Source organism: Salicibibacter cibi, assembly GCF_016495865.1.
In the GTDB taxonomy this organism is placed as follows: domain Bacteria; phylum Bacillota; class Bacilli; order Bacillales; family Marinococcaceae; genus Salicibibacter; species Salicibibacter cibi.
Map to the genome: position 1 here is coordinate 3472065 of NZ_CP054706.1, position 21071 is coordinate 3493135.

22 protein-coding genes and 2 pseudogenes are annotated in these 21071 nt (G+C 40.8%); 9 read left to right on the top strand and 15 right to left on the bottom strand.

Annotation, left to right across the window (positions count from 1 at the left end):
* The first annotated feature begins 23 nt into the window (after window positions 1-23).
* The 4 genes from HUG20_RS17300 (at window position 24) to HUG20_RS17315 (ending at window position 2744) form a co-directional block, all read left to right on the top strand.
* Complete coding sequence (locus HUG20_RS17300) at window positions 24-1025, top strand: S66 family peptidase (RefSeq protein WP_425504126.1); 1002 nt, start codon at window positions 24-26, stop codon at window positions 1023-1025.
* A 260-nt stretch (window positions 1026-1285) separates the two neighbouring features.
* Window positions 1286-1732 carry a GNAT family N-acetyltransferase gene (locus HUG20_RS17305; RefSeq protein ID WP_200085921.1) on the top strand — a complete coding sequence of 149 codons (447 nt, stop codon included), beginning with the start codon at window positions 1286-1288 and terminating at the stop codon, window positions 1730-1732.
* A gap of 14 nt (window positions 1733-1746) precedes the next feature.
* Window positions 1747-2541, top strand: coding sequence for an AAC(3) family N-acetyltransferase (locus tag HUG20_RS17310; RefSeq protein ID WP_200085922.1), 795 nt, complete (start codon window positions 1747-1749; stop codon window positions 2539-2541).
* Window positions 2542-2591: 50 nt separating this feature from the next.
* A complete protein-coding gene (locus tag HUG20_RS17315; protein WP_200085923.1) occupies window positions 2592-2744 on the top strand; it encodes a hypothetical protein in 153 nt (50 codons plus the stop codon).
* A gap of 591 nt (window positions 2745-3335) precedes the next feature.
* Here HUG20_RS17315 and HUG20_RS17320 read toward each other — a convergent pair.
* The 5 genes from HUG20_RS17320 to HUG20_RS17340 all read right to left on the bottom strand — a co-directional run bounded on the left by HUG20_RS17320 (window position 3336) and on the right by HUG20_RS17340 (window position 8111).
* Window positions 3336-4529 carry an MFS transporter gene (locus tag HUG20_RS17320; RefSeq protein WP_200085924.1) on the bottom strand — a complete coding sequence of 398 codons (1194 nt, stop codon included), beginning with the start codon at window positions 4527-4529 and terminating at the stop codon, window positions 3336-3338.
* A gap of 182 nt (window positions 4530-4711) precedes the next feature.
* Window positions 4712-5581, bottom strand: a complete 870-nt coding sequence (locus HUG20_RS17325; protein WP_200085925.1) for an aminoglycoside 6-adenylyltransferase — start codon at window positions 5579-5581, stop codon at window positions 4712-4714.
* Between the two features lie 264 nt (window positions 5582-5845).
* Window positions 5846-5974, bottom strand: a complete 129-nt coding sequence (locus tag HUG20_RS19710) for a hypothetical protein (protein WP_281392450.1) — start codon at window positions 5972-5974, stop codon at window positions 5846-5848.
* Window positions 5975-6015: 41 nt separating this feature from the next.
* Complete coding sequence (fosM, locus tag HUG20_RS17335) at window positions 6016-6438, bottom strand: FosM family fosfomycin resistance protein (protein WP_200090571.1); 423 nt, start codon at window positions 6436-6438, stop codon at window positions 6016-6018.
* A gap of 944 nt (window positions 6439-7382) precedes the next feature.
* Window positions 7383-8111: a class I SAM-dependent methyltransferase gene (locus HUG20_RS17340; protein ID WP_246476787.1), complete on the bottom strand. Its 729-nt coding sequence runs from the start codon at window positions 8109-8111 to the stop codon at window positions 7383-7385.
* A 114-nt stretch (window positions 8112-8225) separates the two neighbouring features.
* Here HUG20_RS17340 and HUG20_RS17345 point away from each other — a divergent pair, with 114 nt between their 5' ends.
* On the top strand, window positions 8226-8525 hold the full coding sequence (locus HUG20_RS17345) for a MazG nucleotide pyrophosphohydrolase domain-containing protein (RefSeq protein WP_200085927.1): 300 nt from the start codon (window positions 8226-8228) through the stop codon (window positions 8523-8525).
* An 80-nt stretch (window positions 8526-8605) separates the two neighbouring features.
* Here the strand turns inward: HUG20_RS17345 and HUG20_RS17350 are convergent, their stop codons facing one another.
* The 8 genes and pseudogenes from HUG20_RS17350 to HUG20_RS17380 form a co-directional block, all read right to left on the bottom strand.
* The gene (locus tag HUG20_RS17350; protein WP_200085928.1) at window positions 8606-9439 is read right to left on the bottom strand and encodes a nucleotidyltransferase domain-containing protein; all 834 of its coding nucleotides are present in this window, start codon (window positions 9437-9439) and stop codon (window positions 8606-8608) included.
* A 29-nt stretch (window positions 9440-9468) separates the two neighbouring features.
* On the bottom strand, window positions 9469-10083 hold the full coding sequence (locus tag HUG20_RS17355) for an NUDIX hydrolase (protein ID WP_200085929.1): 615 nt from the start codon (window positions 10081-10083) through the stop codon (window positions 9469-9471).
* Between the two features lie 33 nt (window positions 10084-10116).
* Window positions 10117-11163, bottom strand: coding sequence for a S66 family peptidase (locus HUG20_RS17360; protein ID WP_200085930.1), 1047 nt, complete (start codon window positions 11161-11163; stop codon window positions 10117-10119).
* A 105-nt stretch (window positions 11164-11268) separates the two neighbouring features.
* Window positions 11269-11736 (bottom strand): GNAT family N-acetyltransferase, encoded by a 468-nt coding sequence (locus tag HUG20_RS17365; protein ID WP_200085931.1) that lies wholly within the window; start codon window positions 11734-11736, stop codon window positions 11269-11271.
* 23 nt (window positions 11737-11759) lie between these two features.
* Window positions 11760-12364 (bottom strand): annotated as a pseudogene (locus HUG20_RS17370) (transglutaminase-like domain-containing protein).
* Between the two features lie 115 nt (window positions 12365-12479).
* Window positions 12480-12665, bottom strand: a pseudogene (locus HUG20_RS19270) (GNAT family N-acetyltransferase); the annotation flags it as partial.
* Between the two features lie 148 nt (window positions 12666-12813).
* The gene (locus tag HUG20_RS17375) at window positions 12814-13980 is read right to left on the bottom strand and encodes an RNA-guided endonuclease InsQ/TnpB family protein (protein ID WP_200085932.1); all 1167 of its coding nucleotides are present in this window, start codon (window positions 13978-13980) and stop codon (window positions 12814-12816) included.
* 208 nt (window positions 13981-14188) lie between these two features.
* Window positions 14189-14482, bottom strand: coding sequence for a GNAT family N-acetyltransferase (locus HUG20_RS17380; RefSeq protein ID WP_246476790.1), 294 nt, complete (start codon window positions 14480-14482; stop codon window positions 14189-14191).
* A 353-nt stretch (window positions 14483-14835) separates the two neighbouring features.
* Between HUG20_RS17380 and HUG20_RS17385 the strand changes: the two genes are divergently transcribed.
* Both HUG20_RS17385 and HUG20_RS17390 read left to right on the top strand, forming a co-directional pair.
* Window positions 14836-15213: a DUF4870 domain-containing protein gene (locus tag HUG20_RS17385; protein WP_200085934.1), complete on the top strand. Its 378-nt coding sequence runs from the start codon at window positions 14836-14838 to the stop codon at window positions 15211-15213.
* Window positions 15189-15938, top strand: coding sequence for a MerR family transcriptional regulator (locus HUG20_RS17390; RefSeq protein WP_200085935.1), 750 nt, complete (start codon window positions 15189-15191; stop codon window positions 15936-15938). Before HUG20_RS17385 ends, HUG20_RS17390 begins: the two co-directional genes overlap by 25 nt.
* A 230-nt stretch (window positions 15939-16168) precedes the next feature.
* Here HUG20_RS17390 and HUG20_RS17395 read toward each other — a convergent pair whose 3' ends face one another.
* Together HUG20_RS17395 and HUG20_RS17400 are read right to left on the bottom strand one after the other, a co-directional pair.
* The gene (locus HUG20_RS17395; protein WP_200085936.1) at window positions 16169-16951 is read right to left on the bottom strand and encodes an alpha/beta hydrolase; all 783 of its coding nucleotides are present in this window, start codon (window positions 16949-16951) and stop codon (window positions 16169-16171) included.
* The gene (locus HUG20_RS17400) at window positions 16941-17897 is read right to left on the bottom strand and encodes an ABC transporter substrate-binding protein (RefSeq protein ID WP_200085937.1); all 957 of its coding nucleotides are present in this window, start codon (window positions 17895-17897) and stop codon (window positions 16941-16943) included. Before HUG20_RS17400 ends, HUG20_RS17395 begins: the two co-directional genes overlap by 11 nt.
* Window positions 17898-18234: 337 nt before the next feature.
* Here HUG20_RS17400 and dhbC point away from each other — a divergent pair, with 337 nt between their 5' ends.
* Window positions 18235-19434, top strand: a complete 1200-nt coding sequence (gene dhbC / locus HUG20_RS17405; protein WP_200090572.1) for an isochorismate synthase DhbC — start codon at window positions 18235-18237, stop codon at window positions 19432-19434.
* A 15-nt stretch (window positions 19435-19449) separates the two neighbouring features.
* Window positions 19450-21060 (top strand): (2,3-dihydroxybenzoyl)adenylate synthase, encoded by a 1611-nt coding sequence (locus HUG20_RS17410; protein WP_200085938.1) that lies wholly within the window; start codon window positions 19450-19452, stop codon window positions 21058-21060.
* Window positions 21061-21071: the final 11 nt, after the last annotated feature.

The following is a 21071-nucleotide window of genomic DNA, read 5'->3' on the forward strand; positions in this document are numbered from 1 at the left end:
AGAGAGCAGAAAGGGATGTGGCGGTGATGAAAGCAGGCAAACTAACAAAAGGAGATAAAGTGGGAATCATATCCCCTTCCACCCCGGCACCGGTAAAGTTTCCCAAGCGTTTTAAAAGGGGCAAAGCGTATTTGGAAAGCATGGGGTTAGATTTGGTTGAGGGTTGTTGTACAAATAAAGAACAGAGTTATCGGTCATCTACTATTCGTGATCGGGCAGAAGAAATAAACGAATTTATAAGAAATCCGGAGATTAAAGCTATTATCAGTACGATTGGGGGGATGAATTCGAACTCTTTATTGCCTTACATCGATTATCAAACCTTGGAAAAGCACCCAAAAATTATGATGGGTTACAGCGATATCACAGCATTACTTTTGGGAATTTACAAAAAAACTGGTCTGCACACGTTCTATGGTCCTGCTGTTGTTCCCTCTTTTGGAGAATATCCAGAAATGCTTAAATCAGGTGCAGACTATGTAAAAAATGAACTATTTGCCGAAAAAAAAGCTCCCTATACACTTGAAATACCTGATAAATGGACAGAAGAACTTATCGATTGGCATTCACAAGACAGGGCAAAAACGATGGTTACTAATGAAGGGTGGAAATGTGTCAGAAGTGGCAAAGCAAGCGGAAAACTAATCGGCGGCAATTTGAACGTCATGTTTGGCTTTATAGGTACGGCGTATTTTCCGGATCTGAAGAATGCTATTCTTTTTATCGAAGATTCTTTTAAAGACATGGCAACAGAAGAACGGTTGTTTTCCATGTTAAAACTTCACGGTGTTTTTGACCAAATCCAAGGGTTGATTATAGGCAAACATGAACATTTTGACGATCTTGGGTCTCCTTTCACGCAAGAAGACCTTTTACTTGAGGTCATCGGTGATCGAAGCTTCCCAATTCTGGCAAATGTTGATATCGGCCATACCTTTCCTTCTCATGTGTTTCCGATTGGAATTAAGGTGGAGTTAGACGCAGATAATGGGGACATTGTTTTTGCTGAGAAGGGTGTTCATTAGGGATTCGTTCTTTGGCATTTATGTAAAGAATGTTTCTCGCATCTTTTTTTCAAATGGTCAAAATATCCCCCTTTATAAATACAGCATTTTCATTTATCCTTAAGGTGCTATACCCTTTTTGGGATTATAGTCTTCTCTTGGTATAAGCTCACCTTTTTTATGAAAGAGGTGAGCTTGATTTAAATGACACGATACCAGTAGGTGATCGAGATTATATTTACAATTTTTGGGGATATTGAAGATCTTAGGGGACATTACTGATGGAAATTAGAGTAGCAACTGCAAAGGACGTAAGTGCATTAGCCGAGCTGATGAAGCATTTAGGTTATCCAACGACTACCGAGGAAATGACTTTAAGATTCAGCCATATAGAATCACACCCTGACTATCACACTTTGGTCGCCCTATATAATGATAAAATCGTGGGGATGACCGGTTTAACTAAAAGCTTTTTTTATGAATTGGATGGCATGTATGTTCGAATAGCAGCCATGGTTGTAGATCCCGATTATCAAAAACTTGGAATAGGAAAAGAACTCATTAAAGTAGCAGAAAAATGGGCGAACAATATAGGAGCTAATGTGCTTGCATTAAATAGCGGGGATCGGCCAGAGAGGTCAAATGCACACAAATTTTATAAGAACATGGGATTTGAAGACAAGAGTACCGGATTTAAAACCTTTTATAGTACAATTGTCAAACGATAAGGAGACAGGCCCTCATGACTCAATCACAACTAATTCAACAATCTAAGGCACCACAGACACGTACTTCGCTTGCAAATGACTTAAGAAAGCTAGGCTTAGGCGAAGGCATGGTCGTTATTGTGCATTCTTCGATGAAATCGTTAGGTTGGGTCTGCGGTGGACCAGTTGCTGTCATTCAAGCTTTACAAGATGTGATCAGTTCAAAAGGTACGATTATCATGCCGGCACACAGTGCTGATGTATCAGACCCAAGAGAATGGGGCAACCCGGCAATTCCGGAAGAATGGGTCACCGAAGTGATGAATGAATTGCCGCCATTTGATCCCGATGTAATACCAACCGTAGCAATGGGGACCATTGCAGAGTCATTTCGCACATACCCGGACGTGAAACGCAGCTATCATCCTGTACACTCTTTTTCAGTGTGGGGGATGAACCGCGACGAAATTGCAAGGAATCATTCATTAGATCATGGCCTGGGTAATCAATCGCCGCTTGGTTTTATATACCGTAATAGTGGCTACGTGTTGATGCTTGGCACGGATTATGAAACGAACACATCCATGCATTACGGAGAGCATAAAGCTGTAGGAATAAAAGAAGTTAAAAAGATGAGCCCAATTCTTGAGAACGATCAAAAGGTATGGAAAGAATATACGGAGCTTGATTATGATGAGGAAAAGTTTCCGGCAGTCGGTGAGCAGTTTGAACAGGATAATGGGCTGAAGAAGGGTTACGTTGGGCATGCTTACTCAAAGCTGATTTACCAACCTGATTTAGTTAACTTCACCGGGAAAAATATAAAATAATCTTATGTTGGGTCAACACTAAAATCAATGGTTGATATTCGTGATTAAATATGGTAACACCACTAGCGAGCGAAGGAAAAACACGTAGACTCCTGTCGGAAAGCACAGGGCGAAGACCCCGCAGCGCCGGTTTTGCGCGAGGATGCTTGACCGTTCGTCCACGGAAAACGAAGCCATGGAAGCGCCATCCCGGCTTCAGCTGATAGCTGCAAATTGTTCAGCAATCCCTATTTAAATACAAAAACGATCCCCTGATTAAAGACAAGGGATCGTTGAAGGAGGACAACGAAGGGTTACAATTAGTCACAATCAACATAAAACTTGACTGTGCACTCTTTCTCGCGCTTGCACTCGTCTTTTTTCTCACATCCACAGTGATCGTGGCATTTATTACACCCGCAATGGTCATGTTTCTTTTTGACAGGTTCGCATTTACATTTATAACGATCACCATCAAAGTTAGCGCCAAAGACGAGTTCGTCCCACTTATTAAACATTTAGTATACCCCCTTTCTTTATGAGGTATACAATACTTTATGTAGGAATGAAAAATGCTTGTAATGCATGTACCTACTTGTACAAAAAAACAAACGTTCAACCAAAAATTATCTGCTAAATATTAGGGACAGGAAGCCTTTAATAAAATAGCAGTGGTTACACACACGAATAGGGATTCCTTTAATTAACGCGGGCTCCGGCTCGTATTTTGTTTGGAAAGTGTCTTTTCTTTTTTCTCGACGATCCTTTGAAGAAAATACCCTTTTATAAACATCGCAGCTTTATTGCATCCCAAATTATTTTTCTTCACCAATCTTACGAAAAGTAATGAACCACAAGCCCATACACGCGAGCAAGAAACCTGCCGAGATCAAATACACCAAACGAATACCGGTATTTTCAGCAATAATTCCCACCGTTAACGCGCCGATGCCGAACGCTAATGTTGTTACTGCTTCATTAACAGCATAAACGTACGGTAATTTTTCTCCGGAAATTTTCTGTTGCAAAATGGTGTGCATGCCGACCCCTCGTAGCTGCTGGGAGACCCCAACACCTACAGACAGCAAAAGGGCAAGCAAAGGCAGTGTAATTAATGCATACGTGCCTGTAACAAGTGCCGATCCTAGAAAACCAATTAGCACAATTCGTCTGAGCTGACGCCGAAAAAGGTGCTCCCGTGCATAAACGATAACCCCTGTCATAATCAGGCCAAGAAAAAAGCTAGCATTGATCCATCCCCACCAGACCTCGGAAACACCAAGTGCTTCCTCAACAAAAATATAGACAATCGCCGCAATCCATACGACACCTACCGCTGCATCCATGAATGAAACGGCAATGAAATTGCGAAGCCAAGAAAATCGTCGTACTTCTTTCCATCCCATGAGCATTTCTTCAAAGGGTGAGCTTTTTCGGGGCTGATCCTTGAGCACAGAAGCTTCTTGTCTAATCGTCCAAAACACGGATGTTGCAATAACGTACAAGGTGAAAACCACGATCAATAAGGGTTCCGCACCGAATATAGCAAGAAATACGCCACCTAACGCCCAGCAGCCGAACTCAATCGTTCGGTAGACGATGGCCGCTGTGCTGTTCGCTTTGACAAGTGCTTCTTCCTGCACAAACCGGGGAATTAATGCATCACTTGCAGGATCGGAACATCCATCAAGAAAAGCGAGAAGACTCATGAGGATGAATATCAAGGACAGCTCTCCATAAAAAGCAACCAAGATTAACAGGATAAAGAATGCCGACTTGAAACTTTGTGCGTATAAAAGAATCATTGGCAACGGGAAGCGTTGAAAAAACACGGGAACGACTAGACCCGAAATAAACCTTGTAAACGTGATCGTCACAGGTACGAGACTCATAAGAATTGGCGAATGACTGGCTTCATATATCATCTGCATTAAACAGACGATATAGAGCACCATACCTGCACCGTTAAACGCTTGGCCTGTCACAAGGCGGATGAACGTACTGTGCATATATAACATCCTCTCTCTATATTCAATTTTCTGTTGTGTTAGAGAGAGGATGATTTACATATGTGTGATCGCTCCTATTGATTCATTAATAATAGCAATAATTTTTCAATCAACAAACCTTTAACTGCGAAATACACAGCTCGTTTTCCACCAACGGTTATTTCACAATTATGAAGCTGTGACTAATAAATCTCCGATGTGTTAGAAGGGAGATTTCTAACATGCTTTAAATAGCGAATAACATGTTGTGCCTCTTCGTGTGGGCACTCAAAATGGAACGCATCTGCAACGATTTTTGCATTCTTCTGAAATATTTCTTCCATTGTGAACAACGCTTCCCAAATCCCTTCATACCGGCCATCTGCATACGTAAGAAGGAGCGCTTGCCAATCTTCTTCCGTTAGAAACCTTTCTAAATACTTACCGGATTTCCCGATACTAACAGAAAAATTTGTTTCTAATCCGACTCGCCATTCCAGCATTTTTATTAACATTGTCCTAACAATGTTCAGATGCTCATGTGCATAAAGAATTTCTCTGCGCCACAAACCTTTTGCTACATACGTGGTCACCCACCAAAATTCATTGCAACAATTAGCAAAAAACTCCGCAGAAGGACGATTCACCCAGTATCCTTCATCCGTTGGTGGTGGAATGTTCGGTAGATTATTATCCTTATCGAGCAAAATAATGGTTAGTTTGTCTTCAGTACAATAACTGTCTTTTTCTTCAATCGGCACCAGAATCAAATCAATACGGTTTCCATCTTCAAATAACATCAGATAAGAGTACCTTCCGCCTAATTCAGCTGGAAACATTGCCATATCCTCTGGTGTTTGCATCATGATTCTTTCCCCAAACACATCAATCCAACTAGGATCATTCAAAAACGAATGAACATCCGTAACAAGGTAAACAATATCATAATCTTGAAATGGATCCCTTGGTGCATCCGGATTCGCTCGGGAACCATTCATTCCTACAGCGCGAATTCGTTCATCACCTTGCGCCACGTTTAAAATCATTTGCATCATTTGTTTTTCAGAACGCATCTTGGTCACCCCTTATATTCAGCAATATGTCTATTCAGGCATAATCCCTTTTATTTCGAATCAGCTCATAACTTCATCAAACGATTTTTCCTGATCAATATTCATTGAAAATGGTATCATATAATTATTCGGGTCTAAGCTCACGAGGATTCCAAGGGCGATCAATAGGCCCTTCTATAATCTCTGCATTGGTTTCACGGGCTTTATAAAAAATAAATCAACATTGTCCACGATCAAGTTTACAGTGATGCCCTGCCCTTTTTTTTAGAAATAAAGCAAATAATAATTTCGGCAACATAGTTGACATTTGCCGAATTGCCGACCGCCCCACCATTCATTTATTAACGACGATAATACATCGTAATCTGAACTGTTCACTGTTCGAATCTCCATCGTTCATCCTCCAATATTAAAGCAAGTTCTAACATGCCAAATTAAACATAAAACTCCATATGTGACTTTTCCTGTTTATAATAATCCAGTCTATCTTGCAAAGTCCCGGTATGAAACTCAAATTTATGACCATCAGGATCCGTGAAATAAATAGACTTCTTGTCCTTCTCGCTCCTGGGACGACCAGTTAAGATATTTACGCCCAATTTCTCTAATTTGTTATAAATACAATCAAATTCAGTCGCTTCAATGGTAAAAGCAACATGCGTGTATGATTGATTTATGTCATTGCGAGGAATATCTTCTTCTACATTAAGCGCCAACCACATCCCATTCAAATCAAAATAAGCGGTGCTGCTTCCTTTAACCAATAATTTAGCTTCAAATACATCCTGGTAAAACTCAATGGATTTTTCCAAATTTGAAACAGAAAATAAAAAATGATTAAGTCCCTTTATAAACACTATATTCACCTCGAAATAACTTTTAAAAGTCTCGCTGCTAATCGTACTTATATCCCCCAAAAAGAGCATGGCCTGCTTTTGCTCACCATGCATCCGAGGACATCGAATGTTCAAAAAAAGGGGGGGGGGCACAAAAAAATCCTTTCTACTGGAAAGACGGGTGATAACTTGCCCAAATCCAATATCAAGGACCCTAACTTATGGACAAGCATACCCTATTTTCTTCATTTGGTAAATGGATCAAACCGATCCTTTGCTTTTCCTTATTTTTCCTGTATCCCAATTGACTTGGACGAACAAAAGGTATATAATGATAACAGAAATAAAGTTGGTTGGTTACCAACGGACATTTGCTAATAGCGAAAAACACCTTGTATGAGTGATAAGACCCCCCATGGTCTTATCACTTTTTATGTATATTTCCTTGTTTTATACGTAATAATAAAAAAAGACCGCACACATCATCCCAAACCCCAGATTGAGCCATCGTCTTCTTACATCAGTTCCCCCATGAACTGATCATCGTAAGAAATGGGAAAATGTTTGCGGCTTTCTTTCACTTAGTCTTTACTGCAAAGCAGTAAAAGGAAGTGAACTGCTCGAAAAGCTAAGTCAGTGATTTTCCACTGCTTGGCTCTTCGCATTTTTGTTTTTTGATGCAGTTTTTCAACTCTGCTGGTTTTTTAGGACAATCTCTAATAGCGTTCACCTCCTCCCCCTCAATTAAGAGAGGATGGGGTGACGATGCTTGCAACGGCTCTCTATCAATGTACTAAAACCAAACTCAAAGATAAACCTCTTAAGTTTAACAATGAACAATCTTTAAGTTTAATAAATTCCCTTCAACCAATATTACACCCCCGTTACCCTTAAACGAAGTGAAATGATTAATCCTTTCGCTTCGATCTCCGCTGCTCTCAACATTTATGATAAAGGCCCTGCTGCTATTCGTACTTATACCCCCCAAAAAGAGCATGACCCGCTTTTACCCACCATGCATCTATATCAGAAAAGCCCGCTTGCTGAAGGGCATTTAATTGTTCCAACAACGTGGACGGTTTGTCGACAGGATCGTCCGGATGCTCAAACAGATTCCATTCTGTATTGAGAAAATATTCATAAGCTTGAAGGTTCCCCTCTAAATTCAGGGATTGTTTTTTCGTGACATCATCCCAACTACGACTCATGCTGCGCCTGCCTATTTCATTTACCGGTTTTACAATGTCAGCGATCAAAAGGGCTCCGTTATTATGTAAATTCGAATAAAGCTTTTTAAATAAATCTTGTTTTTGTTGAAAAGTAATATGATGAATGGCAAGGCTACTCACAAAGCACCTTACTTTATTCGGTAAATCATTTAGCCATGAAGCGTCAAAAAGATCGAAATGACGAAATTCTAAACGGTCAGCGTACTGTTCAAGTCGATCTTTTGTATATTTCAACATTTCCGGAGATCCATCCAAAGCAATAACATGTGCTTTAGGGAAGGTGCTTGCAATGGTTTCAGTTAACCAACCTCCACCCGTAGCGATGTCTACAACGACGAAATCTTCATCATGATTTGCTGGAATAAGATCGATAAAAGTCTTCGCCAATTCGCCCCGTTCTGGGACAAAAACTCGCCCGTAACGGAGGAACACTTCCGTATCTGATTCATTCCATTTTTGATCCATCACTGTTTGCTCCTTCCAACGTACTGCAGTCGTAAATATCCATTGTCTAAACCATCTGTTATTATTATAAGGATCTGTTTGCTAAACTTAGAATTAAACGAGGAGGCCTACAAAATGAACGTTACCGAATTTCAATCATGGGTCAAAGACTATTATGAATCAAGAGGCTGGTCTGAACTTGATAGTTTCATACGTAATGACTTTCTCGCTGAAGAAACAGGAGAAGTTGCAAGGGCTATAAGAGCTATGGAAATTGGTCGTGATCGACCTGACGAGTATAAAGGAACAACTGATGAGTTAAAACAAGACCTGACAGAAGAATTAGGAGATGTTTTAGGCAATATCCTCGTGATTGCCAATAAATATAACATCGCTCTGGAGGATGTTTTTCAATCTCACCATGAAAAACTATAAAAACGTGATGACACATAATGCTTTGAGTAGGAAATTTACTATTGTGAATGTGCCCTTTTTATCACCAATTCACGAAAAAACTATAAGATCTTACGATAAACGTCTTTAACCAAATCCTCTTTTGCCGAAGTTCCAATACTGGCACTTAAATGCTTGTTCACTCTTTCAAATTCCGGTTTCATATCCGAAATTACTTTTATGGCCTTATCCAGCTGCCCAGAGCTATCCCATCTCTGTAACAACTCTAATTGCCATTTTTTTAAAGGGCTTCTTTCCCCCTCAATCTTTGCCCAATCACCAAATGAATTGGGCTGTAGTCCCATCTCCATATACCAACCTGCAACGATCGATAGCCGCAAACAATCCATGCAGTGCATGGCATAATAATACTCACCTCTCACGGCTCTTCTATATGCTTCGTGCAAAAAAGCATAGTGTTTTGTGCGCCAAGCTTCTAGATCTTCAATGCCAAATTGATAGTGCAGTTGATTTGATCTCAGCTGAACCTCATTCACGATGTTGTAAGGATCATAAACAATATGCAAATCTTGAAGCCAGACGGATGGTATAAGCTCATTTTCTTTATAATAAAAAATATCGGCTTTAACAAATGAATCAAAATGGGCGATAATAAAACTTTCGTGTTCATAACCTTCAAAAAATAATATGTTCCCCCAATGATGAGCTCTCTCTTTCTTCTTATCCCTGTATTCCTGAACCTTACGACCATCCACTACAATCCTTAAGTCGATGTCTGAAAATATGTCGGCATGCCCACTGCCTATTGAACCGCCATAAAATATCGCTTTAACATTCTCATCCTGTGTCAGATCATTTTCAATATGATCCATCAATCGCTTTCGATGTATCGGTAATTCCAAGTCTCTCTGCTTATGTCCATGAAACTGATCCATCACCCACCACCCCCAAAAATTTCCTGATTTCAATCAAAAATTGCACCCTTATCTGTTTTATTGAATACCATTTTTATTTGGGATTCCGTGTTTCGAGCGATCGAAAGCGGCGGCAAATGATCATGTTCAAAGAATCCAACCTCGCTCGTTTCCATCCCTTTCGCCGCCTTCCCACCTACAATCTCGCATTGGATAAACATTTTGTAAATATGATGCAATGTAGGTGGATGCGGGTGGCGTTTCATATCCAGCACTGCCAACAACCTTGTAGGTGTCACATCAAATCCGGCTTCCTCTTTCACTTCTTGGACAGCCACTTCGCTTGCGGTTAAACCGATATCCGCCCAACCGCCTGGCAAAGACCAATAACCACTCTTCTTTTCTTTCACCATAAGAATTTTATTATCCTTAAAAACAGCCGAGCGCACGTCTACTTTAGGGGTGGCATACCCTGTGTCATTGGCAAAAATATCTTTGGCTTTCGCCTGACTCATGTCTGATTGCTCGGCAATCATTTCAACGCTTATGTTTCTAATCAACTCAAATCTTTCAATGTCAAATTCATCAGTTGAATAGGCTAAACCAGATTGCGCAATGGATTGAAGCTGCTTGGCCCATGCTAGCCATTTTGGTTCAGGTTCCAATCTTTCATCACCACCCGCGATTTTTACTACTCCTTATACAACACTGGATTCTATCAATATTATGCGTTTTTGCTTGCAATCAATCTCTGCCATAGTACCCATCGGAAGAATAGAAAATGGATCTGTATGGCCAAAATCCATATTGCTGATGATCGGCAAATCATATTGATGAAATTCATCTTGAATAACGTTCATTAATACATTATCCAATTGTTCCTTATCTTGAATCGAGTAATCTCTAGCCCTGCCAAACATCAGCCCTTGAATGCGGTCGAAAACCCCTTTCATACCATAACTTCTTAGCATCCGTTTTATTTGATTGACTGCCGTTGTCCCTTCACCATTCTCTAAAAACAGAATCTTATCATCAAAAAATTGATCTTCAGGGAAATACTTTGTCCCTTTCATCATCTCAAAAACTTCAATATTACCCCCAAATAGTCTTCCCTTTTTTATGCTTTGACCTTGCAACCAGTTCCATCCCTGTGAGTTCAGATTTTGTTCATTTATTTTGCCTGTGTTCTCAGGATCAGACCAATCCGGATAACCTTCCGACCAATACTGAAAAGGTTTATACTCATAGCCATCATTTTGATTAAATAAAAGATCTGTAATGTGTTGCTTGTATTCTTCACCTATACCCTGTAGTTGAGAGATACCCCCTGCCATGATCGTCGGTCCGTAAAAAGTGACCAACCCTAACTGATTACAATAGGTGAGAAATGTTGTATTGTCAGAGAAACCCATAATAATCTTGGGGTTTTTTTGAATAACTTCCTGTTCCAAATAGGGAAGGATTCTTACGGAATCGTCTCCTCCAATTGAACTTATAATCGCTTTTATATCTGGATCTGCAAAAGCTTCATTGATATTCTCTGCTCTTTCTTTTGGATTGTGATAGAGGTGATTCGGATCGGCTCGTGCTGTACTCCATTCCTTAACGTTCAGGCCAAATTCTTCCTTTAATATCTGTATTCCCTGATCAAAAATGTGGGGAAACAAGCTGGGGACACCGGCTGAAGGAGATAAAACAGCAACAGTATCCCCGCTTTGCAAGCGTGATGGAGCAATAAAATTCATTTTAGAATTCCTTTCTAGACACCAAAATCTATCGTTGATATCAGTGAATAATGATGACAATGACACTAGCTAGCGGAGGAAAAACACGTCCCTTTAATTGAGCAACTAAAGTTTTTTCTCCATTGAAACAACTTTAATATTCATACCATTTGGTTTATGTACAACTTCTTCATCATAAACAGCATAACCCAGAGAACTATATAGCTGTATGTTCTTTTGTACAGTCATACGGACTTTGCATAAAATTGTAGATAGTTCAGCCTTATTTGCATAGTCCTCTAAGGATTTTAATAACTCTTTTGCAATGCCTAGCCCTTGTTTTTCTGGAATAACCGATAGACGATAAAAATTTAACCCTTCATTTTTTAATCGAAATCGCACCATACCAACCGGTTGATTTTCTTCATAAGCAATCAGTGCCTTTTCCCCTTTGCCTAATGCATCCGAAACTGACTGAACACTTTCATCTAAAGCGCTAGATGGCGGAGTTTCATGTTTATATTCCAAAAAAGCTTGAATCATTAAATTATGAATGACTGCCGCTCCTGAAGTTGTTGCAGGATTAATTACCATTTTCATCACCTCTACATTTTTAACTATAAGCATTCCGGCAAACGATGCTTATACATGTCGACCGCATCTGTATTTTCTCTTAATGTGACAATTGTTTTGGGATGTGGTTTTGTATAAATGATTGGGTAATCCTTTTCGCCGGCCACTTCATCTATCCTAAAAGCTATCAATTCTTCATCCGTGGAAAATTGGGCGTCGATAGCTTTTTTCCTCGAGCATCTACTCGAATCCATTTATTAAGCGTTCTTAGAAAAATGGCATTTAGGGCATGGATGCAATACCCTTTTTCGGGTACATCAAACAACATTAAGCGTTGATAACAAAAGCCCGTTGGGATATTTTGCGAGCGTAATAATGCAGCAAGTAAATGGGACTTTGCATAACAGATTCCTTCTCTATAAGCCAAAGTATCTGAAGCTGCACATGTCACTCTGTTACCTTTAATATCCCACGAATGACGAATGTCATCTCTTACAAATTCGAAAGCAATTTTAGCTTTCTCTACTTCTGTTTGAAAGCGATCAAAAAGTTCAGCAATTTTCTCCTGAATGATCGGTTGGGAATAGTCAACTTCATTAGTGTCAAGCAAATAATTATTCATTTCCACAGACTCACAGACCAAGTTCATAGCTTAGCACCTTTCCGTTTATGTATATTTACTATTATTTAAGTATAATTATACATTACTATTCGACCTTTTCAAAGTGCTTACAATATGCAAGTTATTCGCGCCTCCATTACTTTCACTGATTTTCCCACTCATTTCGTAAGATCCCCATTTTAATCGCATCGTACCTTTGGCCGTCCACGATCCTCGCTTGCCGAATCCTAGCTTCTTCCACCATGCCTACTTTTCGTGCAACTCGCATCATGCGGTCATTACCGGACCATGTTGATATTCCCAGACGGTGTAATGAGGTATGAGTGAACCTCTCCACCTAAATCCCAGATTTTGATGGAGCTTCCCTTTTCATAGACGATAACTTTATTCTATATGAACCGAGTCTTACATCATCTCCCAGGGCTTTGTTTTATACTGCTCGGACAGGACCTTGCCCTACAGTGGAAACAATCGATTTATAAGGTTGGGCTCAAACCCAAGAGATCCAGCCCAATTTTTTCAATATTGATGGCCGCATTATGGTCGCGATCTAAAACGACCCCGCATGACTGGCATACATGCGTGCGAACGGACAGGGCCTTTTTCACACGCTTCCCGCAACTGGAACAGTCTTGACTCGTATAATGGGGTTTAATTCTTATAAGTGCTCCGCCATTATTTCTACACTTGTATTCAAGCTTACGACAAAAAGCGCCCCAACCAGCGTCATGAATCGATTTTGCCAGATGACGGTTTTTCACCATATTTTGAATTTTTAAGTCTTCCACAAAAACGAATTTATACGTTTTCGCAAGATGATAACTTCGCTTATGGAGAAAATCACGCCGTTGGTTCGCCACTTTTATGTGCAGTTGCTGCACGTTTTGACGTTGTTTCTTCCAGTTATTTGAGCCTTGTTTCATGCGGGAAAGTTTCTTTTGTGCTCGTTTCAATGTCTTTTCTGCTTTCAAAAGGAATCTCGGATTCTCGACGTTGCTTCCATCCGATAGCACGGCAAATTTTTGAATCCCAACATCAACGCCTGTTGATTGAACTGGGAAATCAACCGTTTCGTTTACGTGTCTTTCGACGCTGAAAATCGCAAACCAACGATTACTCTGGCGTTTGATCGTGACTTGTTTCACTTTTCCTTCTAATGGGCGATGAAAGTTGACATACACGGCCCCAAGCTTTGAAATAAGAAGATGATTATTCTCGTCTAACGAAGCAGCATAACGCACATCCTGTACGTTGACGTCACCGGTTTTCTTATTTTTTATCTTTCGTTTATCCACCCCAAATTGTGTAAATGTCATTGACGTATAATCCTTATGCTTCTTGAGCTTTGGATAGCGTGTACGTCCCTCGAAAAAGTTCTTGTACGCTTTTTCCAGACGGAAGAATACCTCCTGCAAAGGTTGCGACGGCATTGTTTTAAGAAATTTGAATCTTTGTTTATCCTTTGTTTGCTTTTTTTGCAATGCATGTCGGGATAGTCCAGTCTTATTTTTTTGATAAAAACGCTGTTTATCCAAAAGAGCGGAATTGTACTGATGACGACAAATAGACAGCCAACAATTCATTGTTTCCATCTGTTCTTCGTTTGGAAACATTTCGTATTTATAATTCATGCGTACCAGCATTTGTTGTCAGCCCCCGAACATTTGATTCATCTCCATTATACCAAACGTATGTTTTTTATCAAGGTTTCTCCTATTTTTCTAATAAAAAAAGCCGATTCATCCCCCACTAAATCAAAGATTTTGAAGGGGACTCAAAACAGTTAAATAGATAGTCCACCCACATTCTGAAAGCTTTGGTTCCGTAACCTCCATTCCAAAATTCGGGGTTTTAAATCACGATGCCTATTTCCAACCAATCCGTATTCTTATCGACCCAATAGGAATTTAATGTGCCCATAAATTCACCATCAACCGTCACGACTAATAAGCTTGGAACTTCATCTTTATTAATGTCTTGAAAAGATTGATGAAATTCATCTTTGGTAAGATGGGGCTCCTCAATATACGGTCCATTCCATTTTTTTGCTTCTTGTTTTTCTTCCTCATACTTCCAATAGTAAATGTCGTTTACATCTTTGTTCGAGGGTTCTCTTAACATTATCTTTGACTCTTGCTCTTTCATTTGTGCCAATTCTTATTCATCCTCACTCGTTTTTAGGGTTTTAAGTTACTTATTCGTCTTCACTTGAAAGTATACAAGAGAACGTTTATCTTGAGAAATAACACAAAAATACCTCCTCATTTTATAGTGCTGGTCTTTACGAACGGAAAGGTTTAAAAATTAGATGGCATCACAAATTTGAAAAGGAGATAATTTATATTCTTTTTAGCGGGGAATAATGTCGTATATAGTATAAGGGATAGAAGCCAGTGCATATTCCAAACTTTTTAAAAAATTAATTTCAGCATTGAACCTCTACCTACGTCACCTTTTACACTTAAAGGAGTTAAAAATGATGTAGGAGGGGCACAACAATGAGTCAACCATCGAAGAAAGAAATTTTGATCGTACAATTAATGCTTGGCATATCCTTGTTCTTAGGAATATTTCCTCCACTTATTATGTACACAGTGACGAGAAAGAAAGACACATTTTATCGCGAGTCCAGTCGGAAAGCACTCAATTTTCATTTAACCATTTTCCCTTTCTTTGTCTTGAGTTATTTTTTTTCGCCAATATATCCCATGTCTATCGCTTTGGCGGTGTTGGCTACAGAACTATTATTCATATTAAATGCAATGGTACGGATTGCTTTACGTAAGCATCACTCCTATCTTATTGCCATTCCTTTTGTTAAAAAGGAAAGGAAAGAGGTGCAAGTGCCGACATGTCAAAAGACAAACTCACAATAGGTCAACTGTCACAAGAAACAGATGTAACAATTCGTACACTGCGGTACTACGACAAAGTTGGTTTACTAACGCCTAGTGATTATAAAGAAGGAGGTCATCGGCTATATGGCAAAGATGAACTTCTAAGACTCCAGCAAATCCAGTCTTTAAAATTCATTGGATTTTCTCTTAAAGATATTTCAGGTATGTTAGAAGATACACGGTGGATGGATCAAGACGATCTTAAGCAAACAATCAATGTAAAACGGAAAGAACTTAAGGTTCAATTAGAGGACATTCAACAAACCATTGATCAACTGGATCATATGCAAACAGTCATTGAGGACCAGTGGCATGTAGATTTAAGGGTGTTTTGCTTTATGATCAACGCCATCATCTGGGAAGAAAAACATCTGAATAAGCACGAAAATCTCCAAAAGTTTTATCATCATTCCCGCCGTGAAAGGGCCAACCTTGACCTGAGGTACTTTAATCTGTTTACAAGAATAAAGCATTTAGTTTCGCTAAATACCAGCCCTTCTTCCACCCAAGCGCAGGCATGTGTCGAAAAACTTGAAACGCTAACTCACGAAACGATGGCCGGAGCAACAGACAAGGACATAAAGCAGATCAATGAACAAAATTTAGTAAATGAATACAACGTTCTTCATCCGTTGACGAACGAAGAGCAGAAATTTCTTGAGTATGCAATGTATTATTATTATAGCGACACAACTAAATTTTGAGTCATATATATTCTGTGCTTGTGGTTTTATTGGATTTGGTTCAGAGCCTATTATGTCATCACCGAAGGCTACCTGATTATCAAACAAAGGGCCATTTAAGAAAAATATTGACCTCTATGAGTTATCGGAGTTCCTAGAGATTCATTAGGCAAAAAATCGATCTGCTCAGCATGATCGATCAATCATAGATCGTTGACACCCCCTCAACGTGTGGCACAAGAGACTGCCACTCAAACCTCTTTATGAAAAAAACGAAGGGTCTTACTTACAAGCGGTGTGAGAACAGAACTATGATTTTCTTCTGGAAATTGATAGTACTCCACACGCAGTGTTTCTAATGATTTCAGTTGGCTGAACAAACATTTTGTGTTTTTAATCATCCCTTCCGGTTCTTTTTCCCCAACCGTCAGCAACAAGTTTCGAGCTGCTGACGGTCGATTCATTTTACCCTTTAATAAGTATTTATTTTTCCACCAAAGCGAAGGACTGCCAGCGATGTGGCATTGAAAGCTCGATTGTTCTTTAAGCAGAAGATTCAAAACAAACAGCCCTCCCAGGGAGTGACCGAACAACCCCTGTTTTTGCTTATCAATTGAATAAGTATTTTCTAAAAATGGTTTTAAATCCGTTTCAATCCATTTTTGAAAATGTGGAGAACCGCCACTCTTGGGCCAAGCTTTTCCATTTTTTCGCTGCGGAAGCTCAGAATGGTTGGCTTTCACCGTATAATCCCAAAATCTCTTCTCAACGTGAAACGGCTGATCACTATCATAGCCAATGCCTACAATCATCGTCGGTTCACAGCCCAGGGGTTTTTTTATCTTTGATTGCAAGCGTACCGCTTCTACGAATGATCCAAAAACTGCATTAGCATCAAGAACGTAGAGCACTGGATAGCCATTTTTGTTTTCAGGGGGTTGTAGCGGTTCATAAACGTGAATGCGATACGTATGGATTCCAGCTTGCATATGAAACACATTGGTACCGGGAATTTGGAATGGTTCAATCTTCATTGTCATTTTCACCTAGGTTTTCATTAATGGCTTGGACAAATTCCAAACGACTCCATGCCGGTCCCCCTTCACTCATGGGAGGGATACTGTTGATATAGACGTCCTCATTCTCAAACGCAGAGATGTTTTGAAAGGCTGGTTCATTTTGAAAATCTTCAAGTGCATCCGCTGCCTCTGTATTTTCTTCTCCTGCAAATTGAACAAAAAGCACATCAGGATCCAGTTCAATCAACCCTTCCCGAGAAATGACCTGTTGGGCTTCAACATTCTCTACAACGTCAGGAACATCAAATTCAAGATCCCCATATAAAACCGGATTCAAAAAGATATCCTCAGGATAAATGTTAACTTCTCCCCCTCGAATGCGCACCGCAAGTACAGTGACATCTTCAAAATCGCTAGCGAATGTGTCCATGGCTTTAGCAATTTCTTTCTCGTATTCTTCTATGGCTTCTTCCGCTTCTCCTTCTTTGTCGGTTAATTCAGCAAATAAGCGCAAATTGTCTTGCCAATCATCGGCTATATGGGAAACTTGAATGACCTCTGTCACTTTTTCCAACTGTTCCATCATCTTATCCGGAAACTTCGTTGTAGCCAGTAAAAGGTCAGGGTCTAGCTCCAAAATTTGTTCGACGTTTGGCTCTGTTTTTTCTCCGACTGCTTCTGCATGGGTGAGGATTTCGTCGACATGACCAGCAAACTCTCCTCCGGAAGTACTCGCTGCAAACGGTTCATACCCCAAAATGAGTGCATCTTCCAAAGCTTCCATCGATCCTGCTATTGCAATTTTGTCGACTGGCGTATCGAGGTCATATTCTTCTCCAAGATATGTAATCGTACTTTTCACTTCCTCCCCGGTATTCTCGTCTGTTTGCGTTCCCTCTTCTGCACAAGCGTTCAAAAAGAACCCTCCTACAGCCATCGATAAAATAATTGAATGTTTCATGCTCCTCCCCCTTCATCCTAACGTTTTATTCAGCATTATAACGATAATGATAATCATTTTCAATTAAAATAAGAAAGAATCACTCCTCTTTGATATGTTTATCATGCGTCCGCGCGTCCTTTGCAAGCGCCGGAAAGGCCTCATCGGGGGGATTCGCTTACGTGTACCCCCAGGCTAAATGAATGGAATTTATTGTCTGTTTTCGCCAGCATTTTTCAATTAAGGACTTGACAGGTTTTTTTAGAGGCATTAAAATTTGATTCAATAATTGATAATGATTATCACTATCAATTAATTATTTTAGTATAAAGAAATTTTTAACCAGGAGGTTCTAATGATGACGCTGACCGACCACGTCGGTAAAAGCCGGGCTGAATGCTTACTTTCAACATACAACGAGCAGACCACTTCTTTTTTTCTTGCTTCCCCTAAGGGAACGTTACTTACCGAAGGATGTCACTCTTTTTTGCCGTGGGAAGGACATCTTCCATTGCATAAGCAGGTAGCAACGGCTTTGCGATCTGCGAGACCTTTCGTTGGTCAACGGCCGATAATCGTTGGTGCAATACCCTTTGACTTGAAAAAGACATCCCCCCATTTGTTTATACCCGAAACAACGATGTGGACAGGGAGAGGAAATGTACCCGAAAGCGTGGAAGCTGTTGATTCCCCCTTTTGCAACGATATTAGGCCTGAACCTGATGCAGATGATTATCTGAGAAGCGTTAACCGAAGTTTGCAAAAAATTGAAGATGAAGTTGTAAACAAAGTTGTCTTGTCACGATCGCTTCATTTGACGATGAAAGAAACAGTTGATGTCAAAATGATGATTAATCGTTTGGTTTTAGAAAATAAACATGGATACACGTTTGCTTCAGATTTACCTAAACGCAATCAAAAAAAGCGGACATTGGTCGGTGCCAGTCCGGAACTTCTTCTCTCCCGATTAAGAAATAACGTGAAGGCGAATCCGTTGGCAGGATCAAGGCCTAGGGGCAAAAATTTCGATGAAGATCAAGCACAGGCGAAAGAACTGCTTCATTCCTCTAAAGATTTGCATGAACATGCGGTAGTGGTTAAAGCGGTAGAGGAGGCTCTTCGCCCCTATTGTCGTTATTTAACCGTTCCTGAGAGTCCTGCATTACTTCATACAGCGACGATGTGGCATTTATCTACGGAGGTAGAAGGAGAACTTCTAGATGAGGCGACTTCTTCGATAGAACTTGCCCAAGCGCTTCATCCGACACCGGCAGTGTGTGGCACACCGGTCGAAGAGGCTCGTGAAACCATTCAGGATCTTGAATCGTTCCAACGCGATTATTTCACCGGAATGGTGGGATGGTGTGACGAGAATGGAGATGGTGAATGGGTGGTCACCATCCGTTGTGCCGAAGCAGAAGATAAGAAATTACGTCTTTTCGCCGGAGCTGGGATCGTGAAAGGCTCTGATCCCGAAGAAGAATTGGCAGAAACAACAGCTAAATTTCAAACGATGCTCCGCGCATTAGGGATTCGGTACATGGAGACAGGGAAATAGACAGGAGGAAAAGTTATGGAAGAACACCCGACATGGCCGCAGGAAATGGCAGAGTATTATCGAAAAAAAGGCGTCTGGCGAGGGGAAACATTTAATGACATGTTACGTGAAAGAGCCATGATGTTTGCAGAAAAAATTGCGGTAAAGTGCGGAACTCAATCCATCAGCTATCGTCAGTTGGACACAAAGGCAAAAAAGCTGGCCAGCGGTTTTCATACAGAAGGCCTTCAAAAAGGGGACCGTGTAATCGTTCAGCTTCCAAATTCCATTGATTTCTTTATCGTCATCTTTGCGCTTTTTCGCATCGGAGCTTGGCCAATATTCGCCCTTCCATCCCATCGACGAAGTGAGCTGGTCTATTTATGCCAGCATGCAGAAGCGAAAGCGTACATCACCGCCAATGGCCAAAACGGATTTGACTATCCGAATCTTGCAAAAGAAGTACAAGCTCAAGCTTCAAGTCTTCAACATATATGGGTGGCAGGTATAGTGGAGGCCTTTCCATCATTAGATGAAATGGAGAAAAATGCAGAAAATCAGAACTGGCCTGATATCCAGGCGAGCGACATTGCTTTTCTGCAATTATCGGGGGGCAGCACGGGCTTGCCTAAGATGATTCCACGTACGCATGATGATTATCTATACAGCATCAGAAAAAGTAATGACATTTGTAAGTTGAGGGAATACAGCGTATATTTGGCATCTTTACCTATTGCTCACAATTATCCGCTCAGTTCCCCGGGCGTGCTGGGGACGATGTATGCAGGCGGTCGTGTTGTCTTGGCTCAAGGCAGCAGTCCCGACGAGGCATTTACACTTATTGAACAGGAACAAGTGACGATTGCAGCGCTTGTCCCCCCACTTGCACTTGTGTGGCTGGAGGCTGCGCCTGCCCGGAATGATGATCTCGCTAGCCTGGAAATTTTGCAGGTAGGAGGCGCTAAGTTTAGCGCGGAAGCTGCCCGCCGGGTGAGACCAGTGCTCGGCTGTCAATTACAGCAAGTCTTTGGTATGGCTGAAGGACTGGTGAATTACACACGGTTGGACGATCCGGAAGAAACGATTGTTCATACACAAGGACGGCCGATGTCCCCTTATGATGAAGTGCGTGTCGTCGATGAAGACGGCACTATCATGAAAAGGGGGGAGGTTGGAGAGTTGCAGACGAGAGGCCCATACACGATTCGCGGCTATTACAGAGCTTCAGAACATAATCATCGCACTTTTACCGATGACGGTTTTTACTGTACAGGGGACATTGTACGCCTAGCCAAGGACGGTTCCATCATTGTTGAAGGGAGAGCCAAAGACCAGATTAATCGCGGAGGGGAAAAGATTGCTGCTGAAGAAATCGAAAACCACTTGCTTGCCCATCCTGCTGTCCATGACGCGGCTGTGATCGCCATTCCCGACGAGTTTTTAGGAGAACGCTCATGTGCAGTTATTGTACCCAAAAAGGGAGCTTTGGCGAATACCCGTGAAATAAAAAGCTTTCTCCAGGCACGAAGCATGGCGTCCTATAAAATACCGGATCGGTTTGAATATAAGGAAAGCTTCCCTCAAACCGGTGTAGGAAAAACAAATAAACAAGCGTTACGAGCGCAACTTGCTAATCAATATACATGAAAGGGTGACAT